This window comes from Streptomyces sp. NBC_01460 (genome assembly GCF_036227405.1).
GTDB lineage: Bacteria > Actinomycetota > Actinomycetes > Streptomycetales > Streptomycetaceae > Streptomyces.
This window is the reverse complement of record NZ_CP109473.1, coordinates 6206042-6221587: the sequence shown is the minus strand read 5'-3', so window position 1 is coordinate 6221587 and position 15546 is coordinate 6206042. Positions and strand designations below refer to the sequence as shown.

The 15546-nt window shown below is 70.5% G+C and carries 11 protein-coding genes; 2 read left to right on the top strand and 9 right to left on the bottom strand.

From position 1 onward, the window contains the following. Positions 1 to 510 precede the first annotated feature (510 nt). The 4 genes from OG488_RS28155 to OG488_RS28140 all read right to left on the bottom strand — a co-directional run bounded on the left by OG488_RS28155 (position 511) and on the right by OG488_RS28140 (position 4798). On the bottom strand, positions 511 to 2292 hold the full coding sequence (locus OG488_RS28155) for a DUF4153 domain-containing protein (RefSeq protein WP_329233620.1): 1782 nt from the start codon (positions 2290 to 2292) through the stop codon (positions 511 to 513). A gap of 224 nt (positions 2293 to 2516) precedes the next feature. Then, positions 2517 to 3428 carry an ADP-ribosylglycohydrolase family protein gene (locus tag OG488_RS28150; RefSeq protein ID WP_329233618.1) on the bottom strand — a complete coding sequence of 304 codons (912 nt, stop codon included), beginning with the start codon at positions 3426 to 3428 and terminating at the stop codon, positions 2517 to 2519. A gap of 12 nt (positions 3429 to 3440) precedes the next feature. Beyond that, a complete protein-coding gene (locus OG488_RS28145) occupies positions 3441 to 4100 on the bottom strand; it encodes a histidine phosphatase family protein (protein WP_329233616.1) in 660 nt (219 codons plus the stop codon). Between the two features lie 92 nt (positions 4101 to 4192). Next, the gene (locus OG488_RS28140; protein ID WP_329233614.1) at positions 4193 to 4798 is read right to left on the bottom strand and encodes a YdbC family protein; all 606 of its coding nucleotides are present in this window, start codon (positions 4796 to 4798) and stop codon (positions 4193 to 4195) included. A gap of 204 nt (positions 4799 to 5002) precedes the next feature. On the opposite strand from OG488_RS28140, the gene OG488_RS28135 reads away from it, so the two are divergent. Next, positions 5003 to 5533 carry a TerD family protein gene (locus OG488_RS28135; RefSeq protein ID WP_329233613.1) on the top strand — a complete coding sequence of 177 codons (531 nt, stop codon included), beginning with the start codon at positions 5003 to 5005 and terminating at the stop codon, positions 5531 to 5533. 180 nt (positions 5534 to 5713) lie between these two features. Here OG488_RS28135 and OG488_RS28130 read toward each other — a convergent pair whose 3' ends face one another. From OG488_RS28130 to nrdR, 3 genes are all read right to left on the bottom strand, one after another. After that, positions 5714 to 6445 carry a hypothetical protein gene (locus OG488_RS28130; protein WP_329233611.1) on the bottom strand — a complete coding sequence of 244 codons (732 nt, stop codon included), beginning with the start codon at positions 6443 to 6445 and terminating at the stop codon, positions 5714 to 5716. Positions 6446 to 6650: 205 nt separating this feature from the next. Continuing rightward, positions 6651 to 9560 carry a vitamin B12-dependent ribonucleotide reductase gene (locus OG488_RS28125; protein ID WP_329233609.1) on the bottom strand — a complete coding sequence of 970 codons (2910 nt, stop codon included), beginning with the start codon at positions 9558 to 9560 and terminating at the stop codon, positions 6651 to 6653. A gap of 156 nt (positions 9561 to 9716) precedes the next feature. Then, entirely contained in the window at positions 9717 to 10232 is a 516-nt protein-coding gene (gene nrdR / locus OG488_RS28120; RefSeq protein ID WP_329233607.1) for a transcriptional regulator NrdR, read from the bottom strand. 524 nt (positions 10233 to 10756) lie between these two features. On the opposite strand from nrdR, the gene lexA reads away from it, so the two are divergent. Beyond that, positions 10757 to 11554 carry a transcriptional repressor LexA gene (gene lexA, locus OG488_RS28115; protein WP_329233606.1) on the top strand — a complete coding sequence of 266 codons (798 nt, stop codon included), beginning with the start codon at positions 10757 to 10759 and terminating at the stop codon, positions 11552 to 11554. 114 nt (positions 11555 to 11668) lie between these two features. Here the strand turns inward: lexA and OG488_RS28110 are convergent, their stop codons facing one another. Beyond that, the gene (locus tag OG488_RS28110) at positions 11669 to 13636 is read right to left on the bottom strand and encodes an ATP-dependent DNA helicase (protein ID WP_329233604.1); all 1968 of its coding nucleotides are present in this window, start codon (positions 13634 to 13636) and stop codon (positions 11669 to 11671) included. A gap of 50 nt (positions 13637 to 13686) precedes the next feature. After that, on the bottom strand, positions 13687 to 15531 hold the full coding sequence (locus tag OG488_RS28105; RefSeq protein WP_329233602.1) for an IucA/IucC family protein: 1845 nt from the start codon (positions 15529 to 15531) through the stop codon (positions 13687 to 13689). Positions 15532 to 15546: the final 15 nt, after the last annotated feature.

The window sequence follows — 15546 nt, the reverse complement described above, 5'->3', positions numbered from 1 at the left end:
ACTTACGCACACGGCTCGGGGAGGCATCTCCGCCGCTCCGTCCCCACCCGGAAACCTCAGCCGACGAGGTCGAGGAACGCCACATGGGCCCGGTTGGCAAGGAGGGGTTCCGCCCCAAGGTAACGGCCCCGGAGCTGCCCGCCCCTTCGGCGGATCGTCGCCCGGAACCCCTCAGGAAGCATTCTCATCGCAGGTGCGAATTCTCCGACGCCGGCTCTCCCCAGCCCGCGCGGACCGCACGGAAGCCGAGGTCACGCGCCCGTGGCCGACACACACTGCCGGACCCGACAGCACTCCGAGCCCGGCGCACACTGCCGGACCCGACAGCACTCCGGGCCCCGCGGCCGGCGCACCGCTGACTGGCTCGGAGGACACCACCGTGCCGCCGCCCCGAAGCGAACCGGCACAGGTTCCTCGAACACCCGGCATCGAGCCGGGCGTTCGAGGTGCCCCACCGCGTGAGCGAGAGACCGGCGGACGTCATGTCGAGCGGTCCCGGGGCATCCGGACTCAGTACGGATCGTAGGAGTCCTCGTCGTAGTCGTCCCGGTCGTCGGTCTCCTGTCCGAGGCCGTAGCACTCGGTTCCTTGATTCTTCACGGATGTGCTCTCCAGGACGTCCCGGGCCCGGACTTCACCCCAGCTGGACGCGTACCACGGAGTGTCCTGGAGGGCGAGGTCCCGCTGGAAGGCCTCGAGCGCGCAGGACCTCAGCGGCTCCGGAAGCTTGTCCAGGGCCGGTACGGCATCGGCCGACAGTCCCTTGAGGTACTCGAGGTCGATCGTCCGGTGCTTGTCGTACCGCTGGACGTTCTGCTCGGCGATCAGTCCGTCCGGCGAGAGCAGCCCGAAGGCCAGCACACCCACCGCGGCACTCGCCGCGATCGCCCGCGGCAGCATCCTGGCTCCGAGGACACCGGCCGCGATGATGAGAACCAGCACCACTCCGAGCCAGAGCTCCACGGCGGCCACGGAGATCCGCAGCCGGGTCAGCCCGAACGCTTCGACGTAGAGGTCCATGCGCCGCAGGGCGGAGGCCACGACGACGAGGGTGAGGACGCACAAGGCTCCGAGGACGCTGCGGACCAGGGTGCGGTCACCGGGTCCGCCCCGCGGGGCCCAGCGTAGTGCGAGCGCGATGACGAGCAGGGTCAGGACGGTCGCCCAGAGCAGCTGCCAGAACCCCTGCCGGGCGTATTCGGCGGGCAGCAGGCCGGTCTCCTCCCGCACCTTGTCGTACCCGCCCAGGAGCACGACGAGCTGAAGCGCGATGAAGGCCGCGAAGAGCAGGTTGAGCACGATCAGCGGAACTGCCCACTCCGCTCTGTTCCTGGCCTTGCCCGGCCGGACGGTGATGCCGTCCCAGCGCACGGGTGCCGCAGCGCTGTATGCGGCGGCGAGAGCGCCGACCGCCCCCAGGACGAAGAGGAAGAGGCGCCAGGGGCTGTCACCGACCGACACGTCGGGGGTGAGGCTGCCCAGCAGGTCGGCGAAGGCCGCGTCGGCGGAGGCGAAGAGCGCGCCGAACACGATGAGCAGCACGACCGCCACCGCGGCACTGCGCACCGCGGTGCGCACCCGGCCCCGGGAGTCGCCCGCCCGGTCGCGCACCCCGAGCCACCCCCAGCGCACGCCGCCCGCGACCGAGGGGATCAGCCCCAGCGAGCCGAGCAGCACACCGGGCCAGCTGCGGCTCCCGTGCAGGGCCAGCGATCCCAGGGCGAATGCCGACACGACCGCGAGGAAGACCGGCCACCCCGCCTCCCGGAGCGCGGGAACGGCCAGGAGGGCGACGCCGCCCACGGCCCACACGGCGGTCCAGGGCCGCAGCACACGCCCCGCCGAGCGTGCGGCGAAGAAGGCCCCCAGGGATGCGGGCACGGCCACGATGAGGAGGTTGGGCCCCAGTCCGTCGCCGAGCAGCAGACCACTGAGCAGAGCCGTGGTGAGGACCGACCACAGGGTCGCCGGTCCCACGGCGGGCGGGGACGGCGTCCGTAGCCGGGACAGCACCCCGGGTGGCTGCGGGCCCCGGCCCGGCCAGACATCCGGGCGGGGCTGCGGCCGGAGATAGGCGGGCACCTTCGGCACGTCCGGTCCGGTGCCCTGCGGCGGCACCGGTGGGGTGGATGCCCGCGCGGGCCGGCCTGCTGGTGCGTCCGCGCGGCCGGGGCCCGCGGGAGCGGCCTCGCTCGCCGGCGTCGGAGCGCCGACGGACGCCGCTTCGGCGGTGTCCCCGGACTCCGGTGCTGTCTCGGGCCGACGGGGCGCGTCGGACGATTGTTCGGACATGGGACCCCTCCCCCCACCGAGGTCCGCTCGCACGGCACATCGCGGCGCGAGGCCCCGGCGTCTCTGGGCACACGCCCACCAAGATCGATGGGGGTGGCGTGGCCGAAAGAGTAAGGCCCGACCGGGCCCTTCGACGCCGCGGGGCCACCGCTGTGGCAGGACCGTGACAGTCGGAGCGCCCCACTCACGGACCGGGCCCACGGAGGGACGCGAGCGGTCGGGGGTCAGTGGCGCGCCGGCGCGAGGGGCACCCAGTCGGGCAGTTCCTCGGTCCGTGCCAGCCATTCCGCGGGAGGGGCGCCTACGGGCTCCGAGGCGACGATTCCGCCGACGATGGCGCAGGTGGTGTCCACGTCACCGCCCGCCTGCGCCGTCACCCAGAAGGCCTGCTCGAAGTCCCCGAGGCTCCGCGCCGCCGACCAGAGGGCGAAGGGCACCGTGTCGTGGGCACTCGTACGGCGGCCGTTGCCGAGCACCGCCGCGACCGTCCCCGCGTCCCGGTAGTCGAGCATGTCGCGCGCCCTGCGGAGCCCTGCACCGACCGCACTGCGCGGGACGAGTGCGACGACGCCGTCGAGCAGGCCCTCCGGTGTCGGCGGTTCTCCTGGCGCGGCGACGAGGGCGGCTGCCGCCGCGACGGCCATGGCCCCCACGACGGCCTCGCGGTGCTGATGGGTGGTGTAGGACGAGATCTCCGCCTGGTGGGTGGCCTGCTCCGGGTCGTCCGCGTACCAGGCGCCCAGCGGCGCGATGCGCATCGCCGAGCCGTTCCCCCAGGAGCCCTGTCCCTGGAAGAGGGCGGAGGCCAGCTCCCGCCAGTCACCGCCTTCCCGCACCAGCCTGAGCAGACGGTTCACGGCGGGGCCGTAGCCCCGGTCGAAGTCGTGGTGCCGGGCGAAGGAGTGGGCGAGCACGTCCTGGTCGATCCGCTCGTGCGTGGCCAGCACGGCGAGCACGGAACAGGCCATCTCGGTGTCGTCGGTCCACTGCCAGTCGGCGGGAGGCAGGTCCCGGCTCTTGAGCAGGGGGTAGTTGGCCGGGACGAAGAACTGGGAGCCGAGGGCGTCTCCCACGGACAGTCCACGCAGGCTGGCCAGAGCGCGTTCGAAGCGGTCGGAAGCGGAGTCAGCGGTCATCGCCCTGCCACTCTATCCGGAGATTCCGTACGGCTCGGGGGTGCGCCACTGCTCGAAGGGCCGGTCGAGCGTATAGCGGCCGTCCTCGCCGAGCAGCAGCGTTCTCGATTCGCCGTTTCCAGGATTGGACAGCGATTCGAACTCCGCCACCGACCAGTGGAACCAGCGCATGCAGAAGAGCCGCATGGTCAGCCCGTGGGTGACCAGCAGGACGTTCGGCGGGTGGTCGGGGGCGTCGAAGCTGCGGTGGAGACTCTCCAGGAAGGCGTCGACCCGGTCGTACACATCGGCCCCGGACTCACCCTGCGCGAAGCGGTAGAAGAAATGCCCGTACGCGTCCCGGTAGGCCTTCTGGAGCCTGACGTCGTCCCGGTCCTGCCAGTTGCCCCAGTCCTGCTCGCGCAGCCGGGGCTCCTCCCTGACCCGGACACTGCCGGGTTCGAGGCCGAAGGCCCGGAACGTCTCGTGGGTGCGCCGGTAGGGCGAGATGTAGACGCTGACGCGCTCGCCACCGAACGTCTCACGCAGCCGGGAGCCCGTCGCCCGTGCCTGACGGAGGCCCTTCTCCGTGAGCCTGAGCGCGTGGTCGGGCTCACGTTCGTAGACCGTGTCGTCGGCATTGCCCTCGGACTCACCGTGGCGGACGAGAACGATGCGTTGCGGTCGTGCCATGTACCGACCCTAGACGCCGTCCGGCCCGATCGAGCACGTGTGCGGGCTCCATCGGGCGTATGTGACCAAGGAGACGATGATCCAGGCACGGATCAGACCGTCCATGACGGTTCGAGCCGCACCACGTCCCCCGTGAGTGTCTCGACGTCCCTCTCGGTCTCCGCGCGCGCCGAGAGCCGGGCGAGGCCCTCGGGCCGGTACTTGCCGCGCTCCGCGCTCGACTGCCACATCGACAGCACCAGGAACTCGTGACCGGGCGCCTCCCCGAAGACGCCACGCAGCATCCCCGGGGATCCGGCCATGGCCGGGTTCCACACCCTCTGCTGCATGAGGGCGAAGTGGTCGACGCGGTCCTCGTACACCCGGCTGTGCGCGACCCTGACCACGTCGGCGTCGGTGAAATCCGGCTCGAAACCGGTCTTCACGTCGAAGCGGTACTCGAAGAGGCTCACCTGCATGTCCTTGTACATGCCGGACTGGGAAGCGGCCAGCCGGTCGTGCTCGCGGGCCATGAAGGAGTCGTAGAAGACGCGGTTCTCCCAGAACGCGAACACGTGGGCTACGTCGGGCCGCCCCCGGCTCCACCCGCCGCCCTGTCCCCGGAATCCCGGCTCGCCGAGCAGCCCCGCCCACTTCCGCTGCCCCCGCTCGAAACCGTGGCGGTCCACCACGGTGCAGCGAATCCACTTGACCAGCACGGCGCCATCGTACGGCTCCGGGCGTGGCGTGGGTCACGCTCCGGGCGGACCGGTGCCGGCCGGCACCGGCACCGTGCGGCCGCGGCCGCACGATGGCCCGAATACGACGCCTCCATCCAACACGGTTGGATTCACGGACAGTTACGGACATGATCTGAGGACGGTAGGTGGGACTGTCGGTACAGCAGCGAGGAGACCCGTCCGATGAGCACTCCCAACAAGGACATCGACAAGGTCGAGATCAGGGTGAAATGGGACCCGAGCGGCGCCGGTGAGCCCGCCAACGATCTCGACATCATCGCGGCCACCTACGGGCCGGACGCGCCCTACGGCAGCCCCGTCTATCTCGTGCACTTCGACAGCAGGTCACCGGACGGGACGATCACGCTGAACCGGGACAGCCGGACGGGACAGGGATACGGCTTCGACGAGGTCATGACGCTCGAGCTGGACCGGCTGTCGGACGCGTACGCCAGGGTCGTGGTCGGCGTCGCCATCCAGCAGCGCGACGGCCACAAGACCTTCGGCCAGATAGAGCACACGGCCGTGCAGGTCCGCGAGGGCTACACGAATCTGGCGGAGGACGACTTCTCCGCGGTGGCGACCGCCACCGCCGCGGTAGTCGCCGAGTTCGTCCGGGACGCCTCCGGCTCATGGAGCTTCCACGGGGCGGTCCGCGGATTCGACGGCGACCCCGGTTCGTTCGCCTCCGTGATGGGGAGCCGCTCCGGCTGACACCCGGCGGAGCGGACGCCGCTGAACCCTCCGGCACACCGGCACCCACACGTTCGGGAACGGCGTCGTACTGCTCCGCTACAGCCGGCCGGACGGGGCGTCCTGAGACCGTGCCTCAGGCCTGACGCGTGAGGTGCGGCCCCCGCCCGCCCCGGGCTCTCCTCGCGTCCTCGGTCTCCTTCAGGACAGCGGCCAGGGGTAGCCGAGCCGGTCGGCGAACGCCTTCGATCCGCCGCAGACCTCCGCGACCCGGCGGGGGTCCTCGGCGGTGATTCGGGCGCGGAGGCGCTCGGCCTGTTCCGCGGGATCGTCCCCGGTGACCGGGAAGGTCATCCTGAACTGGAGCCAGGGCCGGTCGTCCTCCACCGCCGCGAGGCCGGGATGGAACAGGAAGACGACGATCCGCTCGGGCTCCCCGGGCCATGCGGAGACGCCGGACAGCTCGCACTTCCAGGCCGCGAGCCGGTCGGAGTGCGCCTGGAGCCGTGCCTCCAGCAGTCTGGCGACCGTTCGAGCCGGCCATTCCCAGACGAGATCCGCAACGGCTCGGCGGAGCTCCGCGTCGTACTGGTCCGCGTCGAACCTGAACTCCGGGAGACAGAGCTCGTCGTCATCCGGATTGCGCCACCCGTTCCAGACCACGTGCCGTCCCTCACGCCGGATCGTCACGTGGACGGCGCCGCAGCAGCCCTCGGTGCACTCCGCCTCGGCGAGCCGGACCTCCCGGGGCACTCCGGTCGCGTGCAGCGGCGTCTCCGGACCCAGCAGGTGCCGGGGATCCTCTGCCGGGCCGTCCTCGAAGACGTCGGCCAGGATGTCCCGCCCGTCGACGACGGGCCTGCATTCCACCGACCCGTGGGTCCCGAGGGGTGGCACGACGACGCGGAGGAACAGACGAGGTTCTGTGGTCACCGCCCGATGGTCCAGGAACGGACCCCCCTTGTCAGCCGGGTTTCCGCTCGGCGAAAGCGGAAGCCACGGGCCGGGCTCGCTCAACGGCCGTCGTCGCGGACACGGCGAAGGGGACCGGCCGTCGGCCGGTCCCCTTCGTCAGGCGCTGGTCAGCCGCCCTCGCGGAGTACGCCGGACGAGGTGTCCGGCGGCGCTCCGCCCTTGATCAGCTGCACCCGCTGGTCGAGCCGCAGCCCTCGCAGATGTAGCAGGACCCGGCGCGCTGCATCTTCGTACCGCACGAGAAGCACAGCGGTGCGTCCGCGCTGATGCCGAGCTGCATCTCGACCAGTTCGGCCGAGGTGTGCGCCGTCTTGGGCGCCGGCTTCTCGGCAACGCTCTCCTCGGGCGAGGCGACCGCCTTGAGCGGCTGGGCCTGCACGGGAGCGGACTGGGCCAGGCTCTCGGCGTCCAGCTCGTCGTCCCCGAAGTCCGGCTCGTACGAACCGGTGTCCAGGTGACGCTGACGCTCCTCGGCCGAGTGGATGCCGAGCGCGGAGCGCGTCTCGAACGGCAGGAAGTCGAGCGCCAGGCGGCGGAAGATGTAGTCGACGATCGACTGCGCCATCCGCACGTCCGGGTCGTCCGTCATACCGGCCGGCTCGAAGCGCATGTTGGTGAACTTGGAGACGTAGGTCTCCAGCGGCACGCCGTACTGCAGGCCGACGGAGACGGCGATCGAGAAGGCGTCCATCATGCCCGCGAGGGTGGAGCCCTGCTTGGACATCTTGAGGAAGACCTCGCCGAGACCGTCGTCCGGGTAGGAGTTGGCGGTCATGTAGCCCTCGGCGCCGCCCACCGTGAACGAGGTGGTGATACCGGGACGGCCCTTGGGCAGACGCTTGCGGACCGGGCGGTACTCGACGACCTTCTCGACCGCGGCACGGATGGTGTCCTCGGCCTTGGCCGTGACCTCGTCCTTCTTCTCCTCCCACTTCTTGGTGGAGAGGGGCTGGCCGACCTTGCAGTTGTCGCGGTAGATCGCGAGCGCCTTGACGCCCATCTTCCACGCCTCGAAGTAGACCTCCTCGACGTCCTCGACGGTGGCCGTCTCCGGCAGGTTCACCGTCTTGGACAGCGCGCCGGAGATCCACGGCTGGATGGCCGCCATCATCCGGACGTGGCCCATGGCCGAGATGGAACGCTCGCCCATGGCGCAGTCGAAGACCTCGTAGTGCTCGGTCCTGAGGCCCGGGGCGTCGATCACATTGCCGTGGTCGGCGATGTGGGCGACGATCGCCTCGATCTGCTCCGGCTGGTAGCCGAGACGGCGCAGGGCCTGCGGGACCGTGCCGTTGACGATCTGCATCGAGCCGCCACCGACGAGCTTCTTGAACTTGACCAGGGCGAGGTCGGGCTCGAGACCGGTGGTGTCGCAGGACATCGCGAGACCGATGGTGCCGGTCGGGGCGATGACCGAGGCCTGGGCGTTGCGGAAGCCGTTCTTCGCGCCGAGGCGGATCACGTCCTGCCAGGCCTCCGTGGCGGCGGCCCAGATCGGCGAGTCCAGGTCGTCCACGTGGACGGCCACGGCGTTGGCGTCCGAGTGCTGCTTCATGACGCGCTGGTGCGGCTCGGCGTTGCGGGCGTAGCCGTCGTACGGGCCGACGACCGCGGCGAGCTCGGCGGAGCGCCGGTAGGACGTACCGGTCATCAGCGAGGTGATGGCACCGGCGAGCGCGCGGCCGCCCTCACTGTCGTACGCGTGGCCGGTGGCCATCAGCAGGGCGCCCAGGTTGGCGTAGCCGATACCCAGCTGGCGGTAGGCGCGGGTGTTCTCGCCGATCTTCTGGGTCGGGAAGTCCGCGAAGCAGATCGAGATGTCCATCGCGGTGATGACCAGCTCGACGACCTTGGCGAAGCGCTCGGCCTGGAACGACTGGTGACCCTCGCCGTCGTCCTTGAGGAACTTCATGAGGTTCAGCGAGGCCAGGTTGCACGAGGTGTTGTCCAGGTGCATGTACTCGCTGCAGGGGTTCGAGCCGTTGATGCGGCCGGACTCCGGGCAGGTGTGCCAGTGGTTGATGGTGTCGTCGTACTGGATGCCCGGGTCGGCACAGGCCCAGGCGGCCTCGGCCATCTTGCGGAAGAGGGACTTGGCCTCGACCTCTTCGATGATGTCGCCGGTCATCCGGGCACGCAGACCGAACTTCCCGCCGGACTCGACGGCCTTCATGAACTCGTCGTTCACACGGACCGAGTTGTTGGCGTTCTGGTACTGGACGGACGTGATGTCGTCGCCGCCCAGGTCCATGTCGAAGCCCGCGTCACGCAGGGCGCGGATCTTCTCCTCCTCCTTCACCTTGGTCTCGATGAAGTTCTCGATGTCGGGGTGGTCGACGTCGAGGATGACCATCTTGGCCGCGCGGCGCGTCGCGCCACCGGACTTGATCGTTCCTGCGGAGGCGTCGGCACCGCGCATGAAGGAGACCGGGCCGGAGGCGTTGCCGCCGGAGGAGAGCAGCTCCTTGGAGGAGCGGATGCGGGACAGGTTCAGGCCTGCGCCCGAACCGCCCTTGAAGATCATGCCCTCTTCCTTGTACCAGTCGAGGATCGACTCCATGGAGTCGTCGACGGCCAGGATGAAGCAGGCCGAGACCTGCTGCGGCTGCGGGGTTCCGACGTTGAACCACACCGGCGAGTTGAAGCTGAAGATCTGGTGCAGGAGAGCGTAGGCCAGCTCGTGCTCGAAGATCTCGGCGTCGGCGGGAGAGGCGAAGTAGCTGTAGTCCTCGCCCGCCTTCCGGTAGGTCTTCACGATCCGGTCGATCAGCTGCCGCAGACCGGTCTCGCGCTGCGGGGTGCCGACGGCCCCCCGGAAGTACTTACTGGTGACGATGTTGACCGCGTTCACCGACCAGAAGTCGGGGAACTCGACGCCACGCTGCTCGAAGTTGATCGAGCCGTCGCGCCAGTTGGTCATGACGACGTCACGGCGCTCCCACGCGACCTCGTCGTACGGGTGCACGCCGGGGGTCGTGTGGATGCGCTCGATGCGCAGGCCCTGCTTGGTCGCAGTCGACTTGGCTCCCTTGGTGCGGGAACCCCGTGCCGGGCCGCTCGCCGTCTCTGTCATGCCGCCTCCCATATGTGGGCAAAAACGCCCTGAAGTGCCCAGTTCTTCCCAGGGCACAGTGTGTGTCTGATGCTCCGGGCGCCGCGCACAGCGCCTCGGAACAGGTCTGGTACCGCCCACCGCCGGTCCCGCAGCCCCTGCGGGCCGGCCCGGTGATCAATCAGCGGCGACTGCGGCGGGGGCGGGGACCTCCGGGGTCCCGCCGCTCCCGCATTGCTCCGCACGGGGCCGCTGTTCGCGGAGCTCCGCGATAGCGGTCTCGAAGTCTTCGAGCGAATCGAACGCCCGGTACACCGACGCGAAACGCAGGTACGCGACCAGGTCGAGTTCCTGCAGGGGGCCGAGTATGGCCAGACCCACGTCGTGTGTCGTCAGCTCGGCGCTCCCGGTGGCCCGCACCGCCTCCTCGACCCGCTGGCCGAGCTTCGCCAGGGCGTCCTCGGTGACCGGACGCCCCTGGCACGCCTTACGGACGCCGGAGATGACCTTGGTGCGGCTGAAGGGTTCGGTCACGCCGCTGCGCTTCACCACCATCAGCGAGCAGGTCTCCACCGTCGTGAAGCGACGGGAGCAGTCGGGGCACTGTCGGCGCCGTCGGATCGACGTCCCGTCGTCCGTCGTGCGGCTGTCCACGACCCGGCTGTCGGGGTGCCTGCAGAAGGGGCAGTGCATGTCTCCGAACCCTCCTTCACAGCACGACTGAATAGCCCTCCGGGTCCGTCACGGACCCTCGAAGACAGCCCCAAGCATAGGCGATGAACTCGACCCCGAAGGACCGGGGACCACTACTTATGGGCGGCGATAGCAGTGCAACCACTACATCTAGGGTTTTGCTCTCCCTCTACCCCCCGCGCGTGTCGCGCTTCCCGGAAGGCCGGGGGGCAGCCTACGGCCCGCCACGAGGGTACGGGAAACGCACCCCCGCCCGGGCCGCGGGGGCGCCGTGCGGCAGCAGCCGGGAGGGCTCGCCGCGGCGCGCCGGGAGGGCACCCCCAGAGGGGGGATCGAGTCGGCGGAACGCTAGCGTGAACCCCGGCAGACCTTGCGTCGTTCCGGGTCCACAGCATCGGCTCATACACCTCTCGGCAAGCCGACAACAGCCCTTTATTTGTTTTTCACTCGAACGTGTGTTTGGCGCAACCTTTCGAAAGCTACTACCGTTGCCTAACCAGGGAGACCATTCGAGAGGGGCCGACGTGACCACCACCGCAGACAGTGCCACCATCACTGCCCAGGACCACCGCTCCCAGGGCCGACTTGAGCCGGTGCATGCCATGAATGACGCAGTCATGAACGCGGAGGGGCCGGAGCCCACGCGCCCCGCACGCTCCTTGCCCGGCCGCCCCCCAGGAATCCGGGCGGACAGCTCCGGGCTCACGGACCGGCAGCGGCGCGTGATCGAGGTGATCCGGGATTCCGTGCAGCGGCGGGGCTATCCCCCGTCGATGCGCGAGATCGGCCAGGCGGTGGGACTCTCCAGCACCTCGTCCGTGGCCCACCAGCTGATGGCTCTGGAGCGTAAGGGCTTCCTGCGCCGCGACCCTCACCGTCCCCGCGCCTACGAGGTCAGGGGCTCGGACCAGCCCAGCACGCAGCCGACCGACACCACCGGGAAGCCCGCCGCCTCGTACGTGCCCCTGGTCGGCCGGATCGCGGCCGGCGGCCCGATCCTCGCCGAGGAGTCCGTCGAGGACGTCTTCCCGCTCCCCCGCCAGCTCGTCGGTGACGGCGAGCTCTTCGTGCTGAAGGTCGTCGGCGACTCGATGATCGAAGCAGCGATCATGGACGGGGACTGGGTCACCGTCCGGCGCCAGCCGGTCGCGGAGAACGGCGACATCGTGGCGGCCATGCTGGACGGCGAGGCCACGGTCAAGCGGTTCAAGCGCGAGGACGGCCACGTATGGCTCCTCCCGCACAACTCCGCCTACCAGCCGATCCCCGGTGACGAGGCGACGATCCTGGGCAAGGTCGTGGCGGTGCTGCGGCGGGTGTGAGCACCGCCGGTTCGGACCGGGCCCCGGGATCCCTGCGCCGATCTCGGGGCCCTGACACGTCTGCCGCCCCTCCCTGGTGCCGGGCCGAGGCCCGGAGCACGGGGGCGGCCCCCTTCACTGCGCGGTCTTGGCCGCCGCGTCGATGGCAGCAAGCGAGCGGCGCGCCTGGTTCCGGTCCGTCGTGTACCAGAAGTCCGGCAGCGAGGCGCGGAGGTAGCTCCCGTACCGGGCGTTCGCCAGCCGGGGGTCGAGCACCGCGACGACGCCCTTGTCCCCCATGGCCCGGACGAGGCGGCCGGCACCCTGGGCCATCAGGAGCGCCGCGTGGGTCGCCGCCACCGCCATGAAGCCGTTGCCGCCGGCTTCCTCGACCGCCTTCTGGCGCGCGCTCATCAGCGGGTCGTCCGGCCGGGGGAACGGAATCCGGTCCATGACCACGAGCTGGCAGCTCGGGCCGGGGACGTCGACGCCCTGCCAGAGGGACAGCGTCCCGAACAGGCAGGTCTCGGGGTCCGCGGCAAAGTTCTTGATCAGCTCCCCGAGCGTCTCCTCGCCCTGCAGCAGGACCGGCTTGTCCTGCCGGCTCCGCATCTCCTCGGCTGCCGCCTGGGCCGCGCGCATGGACGAGAACAGGCCCAGGGTGCGGCCGCCGGCCGCGTCCACCAGCTCGGCGAGCTCGTCCAGCATGTCCGTGCGGGAGCCCTCCCGGCCCGGCGTGGCCAGGTGCCGGGCGACGTAGAGGATGCCCTGCCTCGGATAGTCGAACGGCGAGCCGACGTCGAGCCCCTTCCACTGCGGGATGTCGTTTCCGGCCGTGCCCTCGGGCGCGAGCCCGAGCGACGCCCCGACCCCGTTGAAGTCACCGCCGAGCTTGAGCGTGGCCGAGGTCAGCACCACCGAGCGGTCGGCGAACAGCTTCTCGCGCAGCAGCCCGGACACCGACAGCGGTGCGACGCGGACCGACGCCCCGAAGCGGTCGTGGCGCTCGTACCAGACGACGTCGTACTCGGAGCCCTGGGCGATGCGCTCCGCGACGCTGTGGATGGACTCGACCGACGCCATGGCCTGCTTGCGCACCGCGTCCTCGTCCTGGACGGACTTGTCCCTGGTGCCTCCGAGGGCGGAGATCACCGTGCGCGCGGCGTCGCGCAGGGCCATCAGCGCGTAGCCCAGGTCTTCCGGCACCTCTTCGAGGCGTCCCGGGAGTGCGAGCTCCAGGACCCGCTCGAACCCCTCCGACGCGGTCAGCAGGGCGTCGGCCGCCTTCTCGTTGACCAGCTTCGCGGCGCGGCGCACGGCCCGGTTCACCTGCCCCGGGTTGAGCTCGCCGGTCGCCACCCCGGTGACCCGCGAGACCAGCTCGTGCGCCTCGTCGACGATGAGCACCTCGTGCTTGGGGAGCACGGGGGCTCCCTCGATCGCGTCGATGGCGAGCAGGGCGTGGTTGGTCACGACGACATCGGCGAGCTTGGCCCTCTCGCGGGCCGCCTCCGCGAAGCACTCGGCGCCGTACGCGCACTTGGTGGCACCGAGACACTCGCGCGAGGAGACGGAGATCTGGGACCACGCGCGGTCCGAGACACCCGGTGTCAGGTCGTCACGGTCGCCGGTCTCCGTCTCGTCCGACCAGTCGCGCAGACGCAGGAGGTCCTGGCCCAGCTTGCTCGACGGCGCCGCCGCCTCGAACTGGTCGAAGAGCCCCTCCTCCTCGTCCTGCGGGGCCCCCTCGTGGAGCCGGTGCAGACAGAGGTAGTTCGACCGGCCCTTCAGCATCGCGAACTGGGGCCGCCGGCGCAGCAGCGGATGCAGGGCCTCGACCGTGCGCGGGAGGTCCCGCTCCACGAGCTGGCGCTGGAGGGCCAGCGTCGCCGTGGCCACCACGACCCGCTCGCCGTGGGCCAGCGCCGGCACCAGGTAGCCGAGGGACTTGCCCGTGCCGGTACCGGCCTGGACGAGGAGATGGGCGTTGTCGTCGACGGCCTCGGCGACGGCCTCGGCCATGGAGACCTGGCCGGGCCTTTCCGTACCGCCGACGGCGGCGACGGCGGCGTGGAGGAGCTCGGGGAGAGATGGCTTCGTCATAGCCCGTCCACCCTAAGGCTCCCCACTGACACCATCGAGCGGTCCCGGCCTCACGCGGAGGGGTGGAGCGGGTTGGGGACCACCCCGTGGACGGCGGCGTGCGGGCGCTCGGGCCGGTCCCGGTAGCCGTCAAGATGCAGACGGTTGCGGTTGAGACAGAGGCGCTCGATCGTCGGGGTCAGCATGTCGAAGATCTCGAACCGCTCCTTGAGCTCGGGGAAGCGGGCGTGATGGCGCAGGATCTCGGCACGGACGAGTGACCAGAATTCACCCTCCGGTACGTCCAGCTGCTCCTCGCAGAGCGGGGAGAGGTAGCGGAAGACGCCCACGAAGAGCCCGGAGTGGATGAACTGGGTCAGGAAGGAGGGGTCCTCCGTCAGCAAGATCTCGCGGACACCCTCCGGCATCGTGTCGTGTTCGGGCAGCGGCCGCGCACTGACGTTCACGTCGTCGACGAAGTCCTTGATCGCCAGGCGGACCGGTACGTCGTTCTCGTCGAAGACGACGATGGCGTTCTCGCCGTGGGGGGAGAACACCGTGCCGTAGCGGTACAGGAAGTGCAGGAGCGGGGGCAGAAGGGCGGCGAAGAGCCGGGTCAGCCAGGCGGCGGGGGCCAGTCCCGAGCGCTCGACGAGCTCGGCCGTGAAGGAACGGCCGCCGGGGTCCGTGTGCAGCAGTGAGGCCAGCGTACGAGCGCGTTCACCGGGTGCGAGCCTCGGCTGGAGCGGCTCCCTCCAGATCGCCCCGAGGATCTCCTTGAACTGGTACGGCGACTCCGGGAGGTGGTCGTAGAGGGGATGCTCGACCGCCACCGAGGCGACCTCCCCGAGCAGAATGACTCCACAGGTGTCGCGGAGGAACGGATCGGCCTCGCACAGCCCCTGGACCCACGCCGTGACCTGGGGGGCGGCGAGCGTGCGTTCGGTGGGCAGGCCCCGCCAGACAAGGGTGTTCAGGATCGAGAGGGGCAGTTTGACCGTGTGCCGGTCGGGCCGCCCCACATTGGTGAAGGTGCGGATGGACTGCTGCGGCAGCCGGAGGTCGTCGTCGGTGTGCAGGGGCACGATGTCGCCGTCCGCGATGGCGGGGGCGAAGAGGGGGACGATCCACTCGTCCCACTGCCACGGGTGCACGGGGAGGAACAGGTAGTCCGCGGGGTCGAGCCGCCGGTCGCGCAGGACGGTGGTGAAGGATTCCCTGACGTCCGGGTCCAGTTCCTGGCCGTAGAGGTCCCGGGGGTCGGCGACACGGCCCACTCCCCGGTAGCTCGCTATCCGCGTGCTGACGGCGATCCAGGGCAGCACGGTGGCGGACCGGGCCTCCGGGGCGAAGCGGGCGGCGTCGGCGGCGGAGAATCCGATGCGGCCCTTGTTCGCGACGAGCCAGGGGTGCCCCGTCTGGTGGCCTTCGAGCTCGGCGTAGGGGAGACCGGCGAGCTGCGCGGCGCTGAGGGCGGTGTGGTCGAGCCGGGCGTCGGCCGTGAGCGTGGCGGTGAGTTCGCGGATGAGGTGACCGAGTGTGGCACCGTCGAGACCGAGCAGCCGGCTGCCGCGGGCGAGGAACCGCAGCGGGTCGTGGAAGGGTGTCCCGCCCCCGGTGCCCTCAGCATCCTCGCGGATCGTCGTGGGGTCGACGCGCCAGCCTCCGTAGACACCGCGCCGGGCGTGGAAGCCCAGGGAGGTCCCGTCGTCGAGAGTCAGGGAGTACGCGCCGGACCGCCCGGCGCCCTCGTCCGTCACGGGTACGGGACGGATGACCTCCTCGTAGGCGAACTCTCCGAGCATCTTGGCGAGGAGCCTCGCCGCCACCCGGTCCCAGACGGCCCGGTTGAGCTCCGGGGTGTCGAAGGGGGTGTGGGGCGCCGCCGGATGACGGCTCGCTGGATATGTCGGCACGGGGACTCCTCCGGG

Bases quoted from the DNA above. Each gene is read 5' to 3' on its own strand.
- OG488_RS28155 (WP_329233620.1), bottom strand. From the start codon at position 2,292: ATGTCCGAACAATCGTCCGACGCGCCCCGTCGGCCCGAGACAGCACCG.
- OG488_RS28150 (WP_329233618.1), bottom strand. From the start codon at position 3,428: ATGACCGCTGACTCCGCTTCCGACCGCTTCGAACGCGCTCTGGCCAGC.
- OG488_RS28145 (WP_329233616.1), bottom strand. From the start codon at position 4,100: ATGGCACGACCGCAACGCATCGTTCTCGTCCGCCACGGTGAGTCCGAG.
- OG488_RS28135 (WP_329233613.1), top strand. From the start codon at position 5,003: ATGAGCACTCCCAACAAGGACATCGACAAGGTCGAGATCAGGGTGAAA.
- OG488_RS28125 (WP_329233609.1), bottom strand. From the start codon at position 9,560: ATGACAGAGACGGCGAGCGGCCCGGCACGGGGTTCCCGCACCAAGGGA.
- nrdR (WP_329233607.1), bottom strand. From the start codon at position 10,232: ATGCACTGCCCCTTCTGCAGGCACCCCGACAGCCGGGTCGTGGACAGC.
- OG488_RS28110 (WP_329233604.1), bottom strand. From the start codon at position 13,636: ATGACGAAGCCATCTCTCCCCGAGCTCCTCCACGCCGCCGTCGCCGCC.